Source organism: Streptomyces cyaneofuscatus (assembly GCF_000718135.1).
In the GTDB taxonomy this organism is placed as follows: Bacteria; Actinomycetota; Actinomycetes; order Streptomycetales; family Streptomycetaceae; genus Streptomyces; species Streptomyces cyaneofuscatus.
In genome coordinates this window covers 45,222-60,452 of the sequence record NZ_JOEM01000001.1, presented here as the reverse complement: position 1 = coordinate 60,452, position 15,231 = coordinate 45,222, and the positions used below count along the sequence as shown (strand labels likewise).

The following is a 15,231-nucleotide window of genomic DNA, read 5'->3' as shown; positions in this document are numbered from 1 at the left end:
GGAGCCGTACCGGGCAGGGGCTACAGTCCCTGCTCATGACAGATGAGTCGTGGGCCGGCTGGTACCGGGACCGCAACGGTTCCGATTCCGTCGTTCTCACCACGGACGGACAGCAGCTCCGGCTCCGGATCCGAGGGGTCGACTTCGAGGGTGAGAGCTTCGACGACCTGGCGCCGGTGTCGGGCACGCCCCCGGAGAGCGGGATGTTCGCCCTGGCGGACGGCGCCCTCACCGACTGCGTACTGGAGTGGGACCTCCCGCTGCCCGTCCTCGTCGACGGCGCCCTGCGCCAGGCCACCCTCGGCTGCCTGCTCTCCCTGCGCCGGGTCGACCCGGACCTCTACCTCACCCTCCATCTGGACGGCGCGGCCTACGAATCGGCCCGGGCCGAGAGCGACTTCGCCGCCGCGCTGACGGCGATCCAGCGCATCCTCCCGGACGGCATCCAGCTCCAGACCTGTATCGCCTGCGCCTTCTCCGACTACTTCCCGGCCCCCGGCCGCGGCCTCTCCGGCAGCCTCGCCTGCTTCCGCGGCGCCAAGGACGCCTACCGGGGTGTGGAGGGCGAGGACGCGGTGCTGGACCTGTGGGACCGGCGGACCGGCTTCGTCCAGGAGATCTGGAGCTGCAAGGAGTTCGAGGTGCGCCCGTCCCGGGGTGCCGGAACCGGCCACCGGGGAGCCTTCCCCTTGGAGCCCTTGGAGCCCTTGGAGCCCTTGGAGCCCCTGGAACCTCGGGAATCCCTGGGGCCTGTTGGGCCCCTCGAACGCGCCTGACGGTCACCCCGTTCCTGACGGACGCCTCCTCTGCCCCGTACCGCAACTCCGGTACGGGGCAGAGCTGTTCCCGGAACCTGAGTGCCGGTACCGCATTGCCCTTCCTCTAGTTGTTCTACTAACATGCGAACAACGGAGGTTTTCCATGACACGCAAGAACCTTGGCCGCGCCACGCTCGCGGCCCTGCCCTTTGTCCTCGCCTTCCTCGTCGACCTGATCCTCTTCCTCGTCCTCAAGGACCGTCTTCCCACCCGGCTGGCCGGCCACTTCGACGTCTCCGGAGACGTGAACGGCTATGTCGACCGCACCACCTACGTCCTGGTCACCGCCCCGGTGCTGCCCGTGCTCGGCGCCCTGTGGGTACTCATGGTGGTCGGCGGAAGGTTCTACGGGCGGGCCCACCGTCTGCTCATCGGCGGCGGCTGGGCCGTGGCCGCCTTCCTCCAGTACGTGCTGGGCGCCGCCCTGATCGTCAACCTGGACACCCCCGACGGGGCCGCGGCCGGCCGCTTCCCGCTGTGGCACCTCGCCATGGCCCTCGGGGCGGCCGTCCTCGCCGGCGGGATCGGGCTGCTGCTGGCCCGGCTGGTCCCGGCACCGGAGGACCCCCGCGCCGGGAAGAGCCCCGCCGACCGCGAGCGGATCGCGCTCGCCGACGGCGAGGTGGCCGGCTGGGCCCGCACCACCGGCTCCTGGTGGCTGCCGCTGAGCGCCCTGGTGATCGTGGCCACCGGAACGGGCCTCGGCTACGGGGTCAACTGGTTCCTCGGCGTACCTCTCCTGGTCATCGCCGTGCCGGCGATCACCTTCAGCCGCGCCCACGTCACCGTGGACCGGCGCGGCCTCACCGTCTCCGGCCTGCTGCCCTGGCCCCGGTTCCAGCTCCCGCTGGAGCGCATCGAGGCGGCGGACAGTCGGCGGGTCGACGCGGTCGCGGAGTTCGGCGGCTGGGGGTACCGCATCCGCCCGGGCCGCACCGGCTTCATCGTCCGCTCGGGCGAGGCCATCGTGGCCCGGCAGCGCGGTGGCCGTGAATTCGCGGTCACCGTGGAGGACTCCGGCACCGGGGCCGCCCTGCTCAACACCCTCGTCGACCGGAACCGGGCGGGGCGCTGACCATGCTCTTCCGGGTCGACCCCACCTCCACCGTGCCGCTCGGCGACCAGATCGCGGCCTCGGTGCGCCGCGCGGTCGCCGACGGCGCGGTGACCCCGGGCGAGCGGCTCCCCGCCGCCCGGGTGCTCGCCGACTCCCTCGGGGTGAACGTCCACACGGTGCTGCGCGGCTACCAGCGGCTCCGCGAGGAGGGGCTGATCGAGCTGCGCCGCGGCCGTGGTGCGGTGGTCACCGAAGGCGCCTCCCCTCGCCGGGCCCAACTCCTGGAGCGGGTCCGCGAAGTGGTCGCGGACGCCCGGGAACTGGGCCTGACGGAGGAGGAGCTGCTGACGCTGGTCCGCGCCGAACTGGGGGCCTGAGGCCGCCGCCACCGGCGTACGACAATGGCTCCACCCGCCACGGAGGGCCGTTCCGCGTCCGGAACGGCCCTCTTCATGCGGCGATGCGGGTGGCGATGCGGGTCAGGAGGCGGTGCCCGCCAGAGCGGCGGCGAAGCCGTTCTGCCAGAGGTAGTTCACCCGGGCCCGCTCGTTGGCGTCGGGCTGGGCGTTGGTGCAGGACGGGCCGGGGCCGCCGCCGGACATCAGCTGGCTGCACGGACCGGAGTAGGTGTCCGGCAGGCCGAGCACGTGCCCGGTCTCGTGCGTGGTGACGCGGGTCGAGTTGTACTGCTGGTTCTGCCGGTAGTCCAGGAAGATGAAGCCCCGGCCGTGCCCGTTGGTCGAGGCGTACGAACCGCGCGGGTCGTTGCCCTCGCGGTAGGTGAAGTCGGCGTTGGAGCCTTCCTGGAGCCGGACGTTGCTGACCGAGCTGTTCCAGATCCGGGTGCTGTTGGCTATCTGGGTGCGGAAGCTCGGAGCGGAGGCGGCGCTGTACGTCACCGTGACGGCCAGGGCGCGCGGGTTGGCGGCCCGCTTCTCGGCGACTGACTTCATCACCGCGTCGAAGAAGGCCCGGTTCGCGGCGGCGTTCTCGCCCGACCCGTTGTACGCGGCGATGGAGGCGGGGGTGGAGACGGCAGGGGCAGGAGCGGCGGAGACCGCGGGCGCCGTGCCGAGCGCGGCGACGAGGCCGAGACCGGCGATGGCGGAGGCGATGGCGGTCCTGAGGTGTCTCATGGGGGATTTCTCCTACGGTCCGGTGAACCCGCGCCGTGGGGGTTGTCCGCTGAACGGACGGGGCGCGGGGCGGTACGGGGAGAGTGTGGGGGAGCGGACGGCCGTCGGGGATGATGCCAACCGGGGATAACGCGGCCCTATCCCCCGCCTGCCCCCCCCCCGCGCCCGCCTCCGCGCCACCCGCCGCCCGGCAGGGCCGCGCCACCCTGTCACCGCCACCTGACGCTCCGCCCAACACCCGCTGAATTAATGCCCTTTGATGGGGTTGCGGCCGCTGGTGTCAGGGGCATGACCGGTCGTAGTCTCCGCTTCATGGAGCTTGAGGTGAGGCACCTCAGGGCGCTGTGCGCCATCGCCGACGCGGGCAGTCTGCACCAGGCCGCCCGTCGTCTCGGCGTGAGCCAGCCCTCCCTGACCACCCAGCTGCGGCGGATCGAGAACTCGCTCGGCGCCGAGCTGTTCCGCCGCGAACGCACCGGCTGCCGGCCGACCCCGCTCGGCCGGGCGGTGCTCAGCCGGGCCCGGCCGCTCGTCGACGGGATGAGCGCCCTGGTCACCCACGCCCTCGCGGAGGCCGACGCGTCCCGGGGGCCCCGGCTGCGCGTCGGCTCCACCGCGAGCCGGGTCGTCGGGAGCTGGCTCCGCCGGTTGCGGGACGCCCTGCCCGGTACGGAGATCTCCCTGCGGGTCGACGTCTCGGCCCACGCCCTCCTGCGCTCGGTCGAGGCGGGCCGGCTGGACGTCGCCTTCGTGCACGAGGTGGAGGGCTCCCCGCTGACCCTCCCCGACGGCCTGGTCCAGCGGGTACTCCTGGACCGTGAACCGCAGTTCATCTCCCTCTCCCGGGACCATCCCGCCGCCCGCCGCCGGGTCGTGGAGCTCGGGGACCTGGCCGGTGACCGGTGGATGGTCGATCCGACGGTGGACGGCGAGTGGGACGGGGTGCGCCGGGTGCTGGGCGCGGCCGGGATCGACCCGCCGGTCCTGCACGGGGACTACCTCACCGCCGCCTCCCTCGTCGTGCTCGGCGAGGCCGTCGCGCCCTGCCAGCCCACCTCGGGGCCGCGCGACGACATGGCGATCCGCCCGCTGCGTGGCGACCCCCTGGCGGTGCGGCTGCTCCTGGCCTCCCGGCCGGAGACGGACACCTCGGTGGTGTACGGGGAGCTGGAGGCGGCCTATGTGGAGGCGGCCCGGCGCTCCAGCGGCTACTACGCCTGGCTGCTGCGCCACCGCAGCCCCCTCGCGCGCACGCCCTGAACCCGGCCGGCCCTCTCGCGCGCACGCCCTGAGCCCGGCCGGGAGTTCCCCGTTCTGCTGACAGCGTGCGGGTGTTCCCGGGGGCGGCCGGAGCGGGCAGGCTCGGCCCATGAAGCTATTGATGCTGGGCGGTACGGAGTTCGTCGGACGGGCCGTCACCGAGGCCGCGCTGGAGCGGGACTGGGAGGTCACCGTCTTCCACCGGGGCCACCACGCGCCGCCGCCGGGCGTGCGCGCGCTGACAGGCGACCGTACGGGAGGGGAGCGGGGCCTCGCGGCGCTGGCGGACCACGCGGGCGACTGGGACCTGGTGGTCGACACCTGGAGCGGGGTGCCCACCGCCGTACGCGACGCCGCCCGGCTGCTGGCGGACCGCGCGGGCCACTACACGTACGTCTCCAGCCGTTCCGTGTACGCCTACCCGGCACCCGCCGGCCTGGACGAGGACGGGCCGCTGGTGGGCGGCGCCTCTCCCGACGAGGAAGGGGACGTGCCGTACGACCGGGCCAAGCGCGGCGGCGAGCTGGCGGCCCTCGACGCCTTCGGTGACCGGGCCCTGCTGGCGCGGGCGGGGCTGATCATGGGCCCCGGCGAGAACATCGGGCGGCTGCCCTGGTGGCTCACCCGGATCGCCCGCGGGGGCCCGGTGATCGCCCCCGGCCCGCGTACCGCTCAGCTCCAGTACGTCGACGCCCGCGACCTGGCGAGCTGGATCCTGGACGCCGCGGCGGCCGGGCTGCACGGCCCGTACAACACCGTCAGCCGCCCCGGCCACACCACCATGGGCGAACTGCTGGACGCCTGTGTCCGGGTCACCGGCTCCGGTGCCGAGCTGCGCTGGACGGACCCGGACACGCTGCTGGCCGCCGGGGTCGAGCCCTGGAGCGGGCTGCCGGTCTGGCTGCCGGAGGGGGAGCTGTACGACGCGCTGCACCAGGGTGGCCATGCCCGGGCCGAGGCCGCCGGACTGCGCTGCCGGCCGGTCGGCGAGACCGTCGCGGACACCTGGACCTGGCTGCGCGAGCGCGGCGGCACCGCGCCTCAGCGCCCGGACCGGCCGGCGGTCGGGCTCGATCCCCAGCTGGAGGAGAAGCTGCTGGCCCTCTGAGCGTCCCCCGGGCCGGCACCTGCCTTCGCCGACATCCGCCCTCAGGCCGACACCCGCCTATAGGTCGACGCATAGGGGTAAATCCGGCGTGTCATAACAAATGACTAGCATTAAAGATGCATATTGCGCGGCATGGAACAACAGGCGCGCAGGCGCGGCAACGCAATCCGGGCAGCAGTGACAGTGGCCACGGCCGCGGCGATGGTGGGCATGCTGGCCCCGGCCGTCGCCGCAGATCCGTTGCCGGGCGGGCTGGGCCCCTGCCTCGGCAGCCAGTGCCCGGACGTGTGGAACGAACCCAACAGCGGGCCGGTCACCGGTTACGACGAGAACATCAACATCTACGTCGGCGGAGACTTCCTGGTCCGGGAGGCCGCCGCCGAGGCCGAGGGGAAGATCGTCACCCTCGGCCGGTTCGACATGGACAAGCGGGCCGAAGCCTCGCAGATCTACAACGTCGGTGTCGCGGGCGTCGGTTCACGGGTCCCGCCGCCGGACGGCTCCGACTACCTGACGGTGGGCGGGGACATCCTCATCGCCCCCGGCAAGCGTCTTCTCGCGGAGGAGGGCGCCCACTCGGGCCGGGTCGCCTACGCGGGGAGCCTCACCGGCACGGTCAACCCGCTGACGGCCCCGCGCCCCGATCCGGCGGCCACCGCCCCGTTCACCGGCCTGCGCCCGCAGCTCACCGAGGCCAGCCGGTGCTACGCGTACGACGGTGACGCGCACCGCGCGACGACCGGCAGCTGGACGCGGGCCGGTGACACGTTCACCTTCACCGGGGACGACACCTCGCCGATCCAGGTCTTCGACGTGGACGCGGACCTGGTCTCCTCGACGGGCGGCAACGCCGGGTTCACCTTCACCGGCATCCCTGCCGGGGCGACCGTCCTCGTCAACGTCTACGGGGACGCCCGCACGGTCGCCACGTTCATGGGTACCCTCCCCAACCCGGGGCTCCGCGAGCGCCTGCTGTGGAACTTCCCGGACGCGACGGATCTGACGCTGACCGGGCCGGCCCAGTTCCAGGGCAGCGTGCTGATCGGGCAGCCGGCCAGCACGACCACGCTCACCATGAGCGGTACCAACGGCCGCTTCTACACCGTCGGTTCGCTCACCCACACCTCGTCGGGCGCTTCGGGCGGCCAGGAGATCCACTCGTACCCGTTCGACGGCGACCTCCCGACCTGCGGCCCTGACCCGACGCCGACGCCGACGGATCCGACGCCGACGCCGACGGATCCCACTCCCACGCCGACGGACCCGACGCCGACGCCGACGGATCCCACTCCCACGCCGACGGACCCGACGCCAACTCCCACGGATCCGACCCCGACGCCGACGGACCCGACGCCGACCCCCACGGACCCGACGCCCACGCCGACGGATCCCACCCCGACGCCTACGGATCCGACGCCGACCCCCACCGACCCCACTCCCACCCCCACGGACCCGACCCCCACTCCCACCGACCCCACGCCGGATCCCACCGACCCCACACCGACGTGGAAGCCGACCCCCTCCCCGTCCCACCCGGGTGAACTGCCCGACACCGGATCGCGCGGCGGCGAGTGGATCATCGGCTCCATCGCGGCGGCGCTGGTGGCCGCCGGCGGTACGGTCCTCGTCGCCACCCGCCGGGCGCGCCGCCGCACCTACTAGCAGCGCCCGCTAGCGTGGTGCGATGACCGAACCGCTGCTGCACCTCGCCGAAGCACCCCTCTGGGAGGCGGCCCGCGGGACAGGGACGTACGAGATGTCCACCCGCGGCCGCACCCTCCAGGAGGAGGGCTTCATCCACCTCTCCCTGCCCCACCAACTCCCGGGCGTGGCACGGATGCTGTACGGGGACGGGGACGGGGACGGCGGCGGGGGCGGGAGCGAGGGCGGGGCCGGCGGCCATGACCTGGTGGTCCTGGTCGTCGACCCCGCCCGTCTCACCGCCCCCGTGCGGTACGAGGAGATGAAGCCCGGCGGCGAGGAGTTCCCGCACCTGTACGGACCGCTTCCGGTGGACGCGGTCGTGGAGGTACGGCGCCTCGACGACTGGTACCACGACCGACGAGAGGAAGACGAACCCCAGTGAACGGCCCCCTCACCGCGGTGACCGGAGCGAGCGGAGCCGTCGGCGGCCGGGTCGCCGGGCGCCTCGCCCGCGCCGGAGCCCCCGTACGCCTCCTGGGCCGCGACCCGGCCCGCCTGCCCGACCTGCCCGGTGCCGACCGCGCGCCCGCCGCCCCCTACGGCGACGGGGAGGCGATGCGCCGGGCCCTGGACGGGGCGCACACCCTGTTCCTGGTCTCCGCCCACGAGAGCCCCTACCGGGTGCGCGACCACATCACCGCCGTGGACGCGGCCGTGGCGGTGGGCGTGGAGCGGATCGTGTACGTGTCCTTCCAGGGCGCCGCGCCCGACGCCACGTTCACCTTCGCCCGCGACCACTGGCACACCGAGGCCCACATCCGCACGGCCGACGTGCGCCACACGTTCCTGCGGGACAACTGGTACCTGGCGGGGCTGCCCGCGATGACCGGCGCCGACGGCATGTTGCGCGGTCCGGGCGGTGACGGCCGGGTCGCCGCCGTCGCCCATGAGGACATCGCGGACGCGGCGGCCGCCGTACTGCTGGACGAATCGCCCGCCCACGACGACCGCGGCTACGACCTCACCGGCCCCGAGGCGTTCACCCTCGCCGAGGCGGCCGAGGAGCTGAGCCGGGTCACCGGACGCCCGCTCCGCTACGTCCCCGAGACCGTCGAGGAGGCCTACGCGTCCCGGGCCGGATACGGGGCCGAGGAGTGGGAGGTGGCCGGCTGGGTCACCTCGTACGAGGCGATCGCGGCCGGCGAACTGGCCGCCGTCTCCGACGCCGTGCCCACCCTCACCGGCCACCCGGCCAAGAGCTTCGCCGCGTTCCTCGCGGAGAACCCGGACAGCTACCGCCATCTGCTGCCCGGCGTCTGACCGGGGGTCTGGGACCTCCATTCACCGCCACGGGATGTGGCGCCACGGACTGCCCTCGCTCTCCGCCAGCAGGCGGTGGGCGATGACGTTCTGTTCGTAGAACGGGCCGTAGGACTCACCGTCGAACCGCAGCACCCGCCCCAGCGCGTACGAGGCCGAGAACTCCTCCCACGACCGGTACGCCGACTTGCTCAGCGCCCCGGCGTAGACGATCGCCTGCTCGGCCTCGGCCGGGGCGCAGTAGCGGGCCGACAGCCCCCACCGCGCCAGGTTCACCGCCCGCCCGTAGTCGTAGGCGACCGTGGTGCGCACCCGGCCGTCCGGCTCCAGCAGCCCGTCCGCGCGGAACCGGGCCTCGTACCGCATGATCCGGCGTACGAGGTCCTCGATGCCCTTCACCGTGCCCGCGTCGGCCCCGAGGTCCTGGGCGTGACCGGCGGCTGTCTCCCGCCACAGGTCGGCGGATGGCAGCTCACCGAGGCCGGCCGCCAGCTGTTCGCGGGCGCGCAGGACGAAGTCCGGCTCCGGAGGGCTGTTGCGGGCGTCGAGGAGGATGTCCAGCTGCCTGCGCCACCCGGCGTGGCCGGTGATGCCCCAGGAGTCGCGGAGCTGCGCGCGCTCACTCTCGTACTCGCGGTAGACCGTGCCGACCTCGTTCCACGGGACCGCGGCCACGATCGCCAGGTGCGCCCCGCAGGCCAGCCCGTACGCCAGCGGTCCGTGCAGCGCGCCGTGGCGCAGCGCGAGGAGCCGGTTCTCCTGGAGGCGGTCGTTCTCCGCGTACGCCCGCTGCCACAGCGCCCGTTCGGTAGGAGTTGCCGGCAGCAGCAGCTGGCCGGGCGTCCCCACGTTCACGCCCAGGAACATCCCCGCCTCCGGCCAGCCGATCTCGGCGACCCAGCGCAGCGAGACCCCGTGGAAGACCCAGTCCGCGTGCCAGGCGGGCAGCATGCCCCGGGTGAGCACGGGCCGGCAGACGAAGCCCGACGGGTCGTGGTGCGTGCGCCAGGTGACGTTGTCCGGCCTGGCGTCCACCTCGGCGCGCGGGGCCGGGATGTACAGCTCGGCCCCGGCCAGCGCGGCCAGTTGGGCCCGCGCGTCACCGCGCAGCGTCGCCTCGTGGAGGAGCTGCTCGGTCTCGCCGGGCGGGATCCAGGGGGCCGGGACGGGAAAGGCGGCCGTGGGGTGGTTCGGGTGGGGGATCGGGTTCATGACCAGGGGATGTTCCGGTAGGGGCTGGTGGGGTCCTGGGTGAGGATGCGGTGCTCGGCGAGCGACTGCCGGTACGTGGGCTCCGCCGCCTCCGGGCCGTCGTCCTCGGCCCGGTGGACGATGCGGGCCATGAGGTAGCCGAGGGAGAAGTCCGCCCATGAGGTGTAGGCCCCCCGGGCGAGTTCGCCGAGCCGCAGGAGGTCCTGCTCGGCCTCGTGCGGATCGCCGTACCGGGCGCCGAGCGCGAGCCGTACGACGTTGACCGCCCGGCCGAGGTCGAAGGCGGCCAGGGTGTCGACGCGACCGTCCGGGGCGAGCGCGCCGTCGGCGCGGAGCCTGTTCTCGTACAGGGCGATGTAGTGCAGCGACCGGTCGGCGAGCGCCCGGTCGTCGGCGTCGCGCGCGGCGAAGGCACGGGCCACCGCCTCGGCCCACTCCTCACGCGTCGGCGTACGTCCCAGCCGGGTGGCCAGGGTGTGCCGGGTGCGCAGGACGGCTTCCTGGACGCGCCCGACCAGCTGGTTCTTCATCAGCGACGCGAGGCGGTCGCGGTACTCGGCGCGGTACGGGATGCCCCACGGGCTGCGCAGCCGGGCCCGGTCGGTGGCGTAGTCCTCGTAGGCGGCGCCGAGCCGGTTCCAGATGAGGCCGTTGGTGACGGCCAGGTGGGCGCCGAGGGCCAGCCCGTGGGCGAGCGGGCCGTACAGCGGGCCGCCGCTGTCGGTGAGCAGCACGCGGTGCTCGGGCCCGCCGGAGTGCTCGTCGGCCCTGAGCCAGGCCTTGAGGTGCTTGGGCCGGGCGTCGACCATCGCCGCGTACGGCGTGCCGTGGTTCACCGCGAGCCGCCGCACGTCGTACGGCCAGGTCCGGGCCAGCTCACCGAGGCTCACCTCCCGGAACACCCACTCCGGGTGCCAGGGCGGCAGCATCCCCGGGGTCAGCACCGGGACGCAGGTCCGCCGGGAGGCCTCGTCGCGGATCGTGGGCAGCGGGGCCGTCCAGCCGGGGATGTCCGCGTGCAGCCGGGCGACGAGCACGTACATCCGGGTCCGCGCGAGCACCTCCACCACCGCGTCGCCGCCACCGCCCGCGACGGCGGCCTCCAGCGCGCGCTCGATCCCGGTGGGCGGCGCGGGGGGCGGATACGCCGGCGGATTCCCCGCGTACGCCACCCGATTCCCTCCGTACGCCGGTGGTTGCGTCCGGTACGCCCCGTCCGGCGGCGCCACCGCACCGCCGCCCTCTGTTCCCGCCCCGTTCCCCGTGGTCACGGAGCCGATCCTACGAAACGGGCCCCGCGCCCGCCCCGGGTGGTCGGCCCCCGCACCCGGCCCGGGTGGTCAGAGGCCGCCCGGGCGGACCAGCCCCGACTCGTACGCGAAGACCGCCGCCTGGGTCCGGTCGCGGACGCCCAACTTGACCAGGATGCGGCCCACATGGGTCTTCACCGTCTGCTCCGCGAGGATCAGCTGTCCGGCGATCTCCGCGTTCGACAGCCCGGCCGCCACCAGGGACAGCACCTCCGTCTCCCGCTCCGTCAGATCCCCGATGCGCTCCTTCAGCGGGGCGCGCGGGGCCCCGGCCGTCCGCGAGAACTCCGTGATCAGCCGCTTGGTGATGTTGGGCGAGAGCAGTGCGTCACCCGCCGCCACCACCCGTACCGCGTGGGCGAGTTCGTCGGCCGAGGCGTCCTTCAGCAGGAAGCCGGAGGCGCCCGCGCGCAGTGCCTCGTACACGTATTCATCGAGGTCGAAGGTGGTCAGCACGAGCACCTTCACCGTCGAGCCCTCGCATGCGGTGATCCGGCGGGTCGCCTCGATGCCGCCGAGCTCGGGCATCCGGATGTCCATCAGCACGACGTCCGGAGCGAGTTCGCCGGCCTGGGCCACGGCGTCGAGACCGTTGACGGCCTGCCCTACGACCTCGATGTCCGGAGCGGCGTTCAGCAGGACCGTGAAGCCCTGGCGGACCATCATCTGGTCGTCGGCGATCACTGCGCGGATGGGCGGTGTCATGGCAGGTCCTCGGTGTCTCCGGTGACGGGCAGGATGGCGGTGACTTCCCAGCCGCCGCCGGGGGCGGGGCCGGTGGCCAGGTCGCCGCCGAGCATCGTCGTGCGCTCGCGCATCCCGAGCAGCCCGTGCCGGACCCCGTGGGAGGTGTGGGCGGGGCGCAGCGGCGCGGTGTTGGTGACGCGGACGGTCAGCCCGGCGGCCCGATGACCGATCTCGACCCGCGCACTCGCCCCGGGGGCATGCCGCATCACGTTGCTCAGCGCCTCCTGCACGATGCGGTACGCCGACAGCTCGACGCCCGGTGGCAGCGGGCGCGGCTCGCCGGTGGTGGAGAGGGTGACGGCCAGACCGGCGGAGCGCACGGAGGCGACGAGCGCGCCGAGCCGGTCGAGGCTGGGCTGCGGGGTGTGCCGGGCGCTCTGCGAGGGCGCCTCCTCCGAGCGCAGGACGCCCAGCACCCTGCGCAGCTCGGCGAGGGCCTCCAGGGCGTTCTCGCGGATGCCGGTGAGGTTCTCCTTGAGCTCGTCCGGGGGATCCCGCACCAGGTGCGGGGCCACCTGCGCCTGGATGGAGATCACCGACATGTGATGGGCCACCACGTCGTGCAGCTCGCGGGCTATCCGGTGGCGCTCCTCCAGCAGGGTCCGCCGGGCCCGCTCGTCGGCGGTCAGCTCGACCTGGTCGACCAGGTCCTGACGGGCCAGCCGCAAGCTGCGCAGCGCGGTACCGAGCACGAGCGCCGTGGAGAACACGAGCACGGACGCGGCCAGGCCGATATGAGGCACCGGTGGCGTGCGCAGGGCCAGGAAGAGGGCCAGGGCCATCGAGAGCACCAGCGCGGCCACCGCCCGGCGGGGCCGCACCCGCAGCGCCAGCAGGAACAGGGCACCGCCTTGCAGCGCCGCCCCCGCGAAGGGGGAGGGGTAGAGGACTTGGGGACTCAACGGCACCATGCTCACCAGCGGGTACGGCAGTTCGGACGGAGCTCCGGCCACGACGACCAGCACCGACACGACGGTCAGCGCGGTCGCCGCCCACCACGCCCCCACCGGACGGCCCATACCGGCCACCAGCACCGCGGACTGCGCGACGGCCACCAGCACCGCCAGCCCGCTGATCGTCGCTCCGTGCGGAACGAGTTCGACGGTACGGATCACCGTGACGCCGACCGCGGTGATCACCAGCATCACCAGGAACACCGGCCGCCACACCGGGGCACCGGCCTCGCCCATGCGCGGCACCCGGTCGGCGGGCGCCGCCCACAGGTCCTCGTACAGGGCGCGCGGAGCCCGGCGCACCGCGGCCCGCAGCCGCACGCCCCACGCTGCCTTCACGTCCCCCACCGCACCTGCTGCCCCCATGCCCCCCACTGCCCCTCCGGTCTCACCCGCGTTCAGATTAGGCACGACGCACCTCCTGCTTCCGCCCGGGGGAGGACCCGGGGGACGACTCCCGTACGAGGAGGGAGCGCGTGCCCTCCCGCCGCCCGCCCTGCTCATGACCCCGGAACGCCGCCCAGCACACGACCAGCGCCAGCGCGAACACCGGCAGCCAGAGCAGCCGGGCGACCACCCAGCCGGCGCTGTCGGGCACGGTGTGCAGTCCCGGCAGCGGGCCACCGGCGACCAGCAGCGCGCTCGCCGTGACGACGATCATCGCGGTCTGGTGCCAGAGGAACACGGTCATCGCCGCCAGGTTCACCATGGCCACCGCCGCCCAGGCCGCGGGTCTGCGCAGTGCCCGGCGCAGCGGCCCGAGCAGCAGCAGCGCCGCCCCGCACTGCGCCAGTCCGAAGGCCACGGCGGCCAGGCTCGGCGGGTCCAGATTGGAGATCCGGCCGCCCGGAACGCCGACCATGGCCCCCGGATACCCGGCCCACAAGACCAGCGCGACAGCCGCCGCACCCCCGCAGACCAACAGCGCCCACCGATTCCCCCGGCCACGCAGCCCGCCCCGGGCGACCAACGCCCCCAGGCAGTACGGCACCAGCCACCCCGCGATCACGTTGATCCACCCCAGCTCCCGCGGACCGCCCAGCACGAACCGTACGAGGTCGACGTGCAGCACCACCACGAGCGGCCACAGCGGGTGGAGCCGGGCCACCAGCGGCGTCAGCGCGGTCAGCGCGGCGAAGACGAGCAGAAACCACAGCGGCGACCAGACCAGCTTGGCCAGCGCCGACACCGTCGGCTCACCCACCCCGGCCACCAGCATCACGCCCGCCGCGAGCGACCACACCACGACCACCGCCGCCACCGGCCGGAACAGCCGCGTCAGCCGGCCGCCCACCCACCGCCCGTACGGCACACCCCGCTCACGCGCCGAGGCCCAACTCCGGGCCGCCACCTGCCCGCCCACCAGGAAGAACACCGCCAAGGTCTGGAACACCCAGGAGACGGGGGTGAGTTCCGGCAGATGCGTCAACGGGCTCGCCCCGCGCACGGTGCCGCTGTCGGCGACCAGCGCGGTCACCAGCCAGTGGCCGCCCACCACGCCCAGGATGGCCAGGGCCCGCAGGGCGTCCACGGCCCGGTCGCGGCCGGGCGGGGTGGCGGCCTCGATGCGTGCGACGAAGCGCCGCGCCGGTCCACGTACGTCAGTCACGACCGGCCTCCGACGGGGCGCGGCCGGAGGCTATCCGGGCCAGGTTCGTCAGAGAACGCGACCGGGGCAGCAGATAGTCGCTGTGGCCCCCGCCGCCCGCGTCGAACACCTCGGCCCCGAACCGGTCCGCCACCGGGTCCGTCCCGAACCCCACGGCCCCCACGAACGGCACCCGCACCCGGACATGGGGCACCCGGGCGATCCAGTCGCCGCCACCCCGCCCGGCCCACACCCGCGCCCCGGTCCGCAGGGCGGCGACATCCTCGGCGCCGGTCCCCGGGCTGCCGTAGAACACGATGGCGTCGGCCCGGGTCCCGGAGGCGGCCCGGGCGCAGATCACGGAGCCGTAGGAGTGGCAGAGCAGCGTGACCCTGGCCCCCGGCAGCACGGCACCCAGCCGGTCCACCAGCTGCCGCAGCCTCGGCGCGGCCTCGGCGGCGCGGCCGTCGGTCACCGAGGCCGGGCTGAGGGTGGCGGGCGACCGGTACCCCAGCCAGACGACGACCGCTCCGCCCTCCCCCAACTCCCTCTGCAACGCCACCGCCCCGCGCCGCAGCCGCCCGTACGCGTCGAGCCCGACACCGGCCCCCGGCACCAGCACCGCGACGCGGCGGGCCCCGGACAGCTCCCCGAGGACCTCCACGCTCCGCCCCCCGTCCCGCCCGTCGAAGGAGAGGAACTGCCGCCCGGGCGCGGCCATCGCCCGCAGGGAGGCCGCCCGCTTGAGGTCCCCGTGCCCGGAGGCCGCCCGCCCGGCCGCCCGGATATCGGCCCGGCTCACCCCGTACCGCTCCTCCAACGCCGCCGCGCTCGCCTCCCGCAGCGGCCCGAGCACGGTCGGCGCGGGGGCGGGCACAGCGGCGGGCCGGGCCGCCCCGGACACCGGAACGGCCACCGAGAAGGTGACGAGAGCGGTGAGCAGGGTGCGGCGCAGACGGCGTCTGGGCGGGCGGTGCGCCATGAGGGTGGGGTCCTTCCGTACCGGATGTTCTGCCTGTGTCCGATACAGAAGTTACGGAGAGCGACGGATAGTTGCCGTCCCGCTGGAGAGTGGATC

15 protein-coding genes are annotated in these 15,231 nt (G+C 74.1%); 8 read left to right on the top strand and 7 right to left on the bottom strand.

The window, feature by feature from the left end; all coding sequences use genetic code 11:
- Nucleotides 1–35: 35 nt before the first annotated feature.
- From IF17_RS0100290 to IF17_RS0100280, 3 genes are all read left to right on the top strand, one after another.
- The gene (locus tag IF17_RS0100290; RefSeq protein WP_030560933.1) at nt 36–776 is read left to right on the top strand and encodes a DUF6304 family protein; all 741 of its coding nucleotides are present in this window, start codon (nt 36–38) and stop codon (nt 774–776) included.
- Between the two features lie 145 nt (nt 777–921).
- Complete coding sequence (locus tag IF17_RS0100285) at nt 922–1,893, top strand: DUF1648 domain-containing protein (RefSeq protein WP_030560931.1); 972 nt, start codon at nt 922–924, stop codon at nt 1,891–1,893.
- Between the two features lie 2 nt (nt 1,894–1,895).
- On the top strand, nt 1,896–2,252 hold the full coding sequence (locus IF17_RS0100280; protein ID WP_030560929.1) for a GntR family transcriptional regulator: 357 nt from the start codon (nt 1,896–1,898) through the stop codon (nt 2,250–2,252).
- A 102-nt stretch (nt 2,253–2,354) separates the two neighbouring features.
- Here the strand turns inward: IF17_RS0100280 and snpA are convergent, their stop codons facing one another.
- The gene (snpA, locus tag IF17_RS0100275) at nt 2,355–3,011 is read right to left on the bottom strand and encodes a snapalysin (RefSeq protein ID WP_030560928.1); all 657 of its coding nucleotides are present in this window, start codon (nt 3,009–3,011) and stop codon (nt 2,355–2,357) included.
- 312 nt (nt 3,012–3,323) lie between these two features.
- On the opposite strand from snpA, the gene IF17_RS0100270 reads away from it, so the two are divergent.
- The 5 genes from IF17_RS0100270 to IF17_RS0100250 all read left to right on the top strand — a co-directional run bounded on the left by IF17_RS0100270 (nt 3,324) and on the right by IF17_RS0100250 (nt 8,343).
- Nucleotides 3,324–4,271, top strand: coding sequence for a LysR family transcriptional regulator (locus tag IF17_RS0100270; protein ID WP_030560925.1), 948 nt, complete (start codon nt 3,324–3,326; stop codon nt 4,269–4,271).
- A gap of 109 nt (nt 4,272–4,380) precedes the next feature.
- Nucleotides 4,381–5,379, top strand: coding sequence for an NAD-dependent epimerase/dehydratase family protein (locus tag IF17_RS0100265; RefSeq protein ID WP_030560923.1), 999 nt, complete (start codon nt 4,381–4,383; stop codon nt 5,377–5,379).
- Between the two features lie 132 nt (nt 5,380–5,511).
- Nucleotides 5,512–7,041, top strand: a complete 1,530-nt coding sequence (locus IF17_RS0100260) for a choice-of-anchor A family protein (RefSeq protein WP_244890395.1) — start codon at nt 5,512–5,514, stop codon at nt 7,039–7,041.
- Nucleotides 7,042–7,063: 22 nt separating this feature from the next.
- Nucleotides 7,064–7,465: a DUF952 domain-containing protein gene (locus IF17_RS0100255; RefSeq protein WP_030560919.1), complete on the top strand. Its 402-nt coding sequence runs from the start codon at nt 7,064–7,066 to the stop codon at nt 7,463–7,465.
- Complete coding sequence (locus IF17_RS0100250) at nt 7,462–8,343, top strand: NAD(P)H-binding protein (RefSeq protein WP_030560918.1); 882 nt, start codon at nt 7,462–7,464, stop codon at nt 8,341–8,343. The genes IF17_RS0100255 and IF17_RS0100250 overlap by 4 nt, the downstream gene beginning before the upstream one ends.
- A gap of 21 nt (nt 8,344–8,364) precedes the next feature.
- Here the strand turns inward: IF17_RS0100250 and IF17_RS0100245 are convergent, their stop codons facing one another.
- The 6 genes from IF17_RS0100245 to IF17_RS0100220 form a co-directional block, all read right to left on the bottom strand.
- Entirely contained in the window at nt 8,365–9,555 is a 1,191-nt protein-coding gene (locus IF17_RS0100245) for a DUF1266 domain-containing protein (RefSeq protein ID WP_030560916.1), read from the bottom strand.
- Nucleotides 9,552–10,826 carry a DUF1266 domain-containing protein gene (locus IF17_RS0100240; RefSeq protein ID WP_078615755.1) on the bottom strand — a complete coding sequence of 425 codons (1,275 nt, stop codon included), beginning with the start codon at nt 10,824–10,826 and terminating at the stop codon, nt 9,552–9,554. The genes IF17_RS0100245 and IF17_RS0100240 overlap by 4 nt, the downstream gene beginning before the upstream one ends.
- Nucleotides 10,827–10,895: 69 nt before the next feature.
- On the bottom strand, nt 10,896–11,570 hold the full coding sequence (locus IF17_RS0100235; protein ID WP_030560912.1) for a response regulator: 675 nt from the start codon (nt 11,568–11,570) through the stop codon (nt 10,896–10,898).
- The gene (locus tag IF17_RS0100230) at nt 11,567–12,931 is read right to left on the bottom strand and encodes a sensor histidine kinase (protein ID WP_051883840.1); all 1,365 of its coding nucleotides are present in this window, start codon (nt 12,929–12,931) and stop codon (nt 11,567–11,569) included. Before IF17_RS0100230 ends, IF17_RS0100235 begins: the two co-directional genes overlap by 4 nt.
- Nucleotides 12,932–12,968: 37 nt before the next feature.
- Nucleotides 12,969–14,174 (bottom strand): acyltransferase family protein, encoded by a 1,206-nt coding sequence (locus IF17_RS0100225; RefSeq protein ID WP_030560908.1) that lies wholly within the window; start codon nt 14,172–14,174, stop codon nt 12,969–12,971.
- The gene (locus IF17_RS0100220) at nt 14,167–15,135 is read right to left on the bottom strand and encodes an alpha/beta hydrolase (RefSeq protein WP_030560906.1); all 969 of its coding nucleotides are present in this window, start codon (nt 15,133–15,135) and stop codon (nt 14,167–14,169) included. The genes IF17_RS0100225 and IF17_RS0100220 overlap by 8 nt, the downstream gene beginning before the upstream one ends.
- Between the last annotated feature and the right edge of the window lie 96 nt (nt 15,136–15,231).

Coding starts and splice junctions, on each gene's coding strand:
- snpA (WP_030560928.1), bottom strand. CDS start 3,011: ATGAGACACCTCAGGACCGCCATCGCCTCCGCCATCGCCGGTCTCGGC.
- IF17_RS0100230 (WP_051883840.1), bottom strand. CDS start 12,931: ATGGGGGCAGCAGGTGCGGTGGGGGACGTGAAGGCAGCGTGGGGCGTG.
- IF17_RS0100265 (WP_030560923.1), top strand. CDS start 4,381: ATGAAGCTATTGATGCTGGGCGGTACGGAGTTCGTCGGACGGGCCGTC.
- IF17_RS0100220 (WP_030560906.1), bottom strand. CDS start 15,135: ATGGCGCACCGCCCGCCCAGACGCCGTCTGCGCCGCACCCTGCTCACC.
- IF17_RS0100255 (WP_030560919.1), top strand. CDS start 7,064: ATGACCGAACCGCTGCTGCACCTCGCCGAAGCACCCCTCTGGGAGGCG.
- IF17_RS0100270 (WP_030560925.1), top strand. CDS start 3,324: ATGGAGCTTGAGGTGAGGCACCTCAGGGCGCTGTGCGCCATCGCCGAC.
- IF17_RS0100245 (WP_030560916.1), bottom strand. CDS start 9,555: ATGAACCCGATCCCCCACCCGAACCACCCCACGGCCGCCTTTCCCGTC.
- IF17_RS0100260 (WP_244890395.1), top strand. CDS start 5,512: ATGGAACAACAGGCGCGCAGGCGCGGCAACGCAATCCGGGCAGCAGTG.
- IF17_RS0100290 (WP_030560933.1), top strand. CDS start 36: ATGACAGATGAGTCGTGGGCCGGCTGGTACCGGGACCGCAACGGTTCC.
- IF17_RS0100285 (WP_030560931.1), top strand. CDS start 922: ATGACACGCAAGAACCTTGGCCGCGCCACGCTCGCGGCCCTGCCCTTT.
- IF17_RS0100235 (WP_030560912.1), bottom strand. CDS start 11,570: ATGACACCGCCCATCCGCGCAGTGATCGCCGACGACCAGATGATGGTC.
- IF17_RS0100280 (WP_030560929.1), top strand. CDS start 1,896: ATGCTCTTCCGGGTCGACCCCACCTCCACCGTGCCGCTCGGCGACCAG.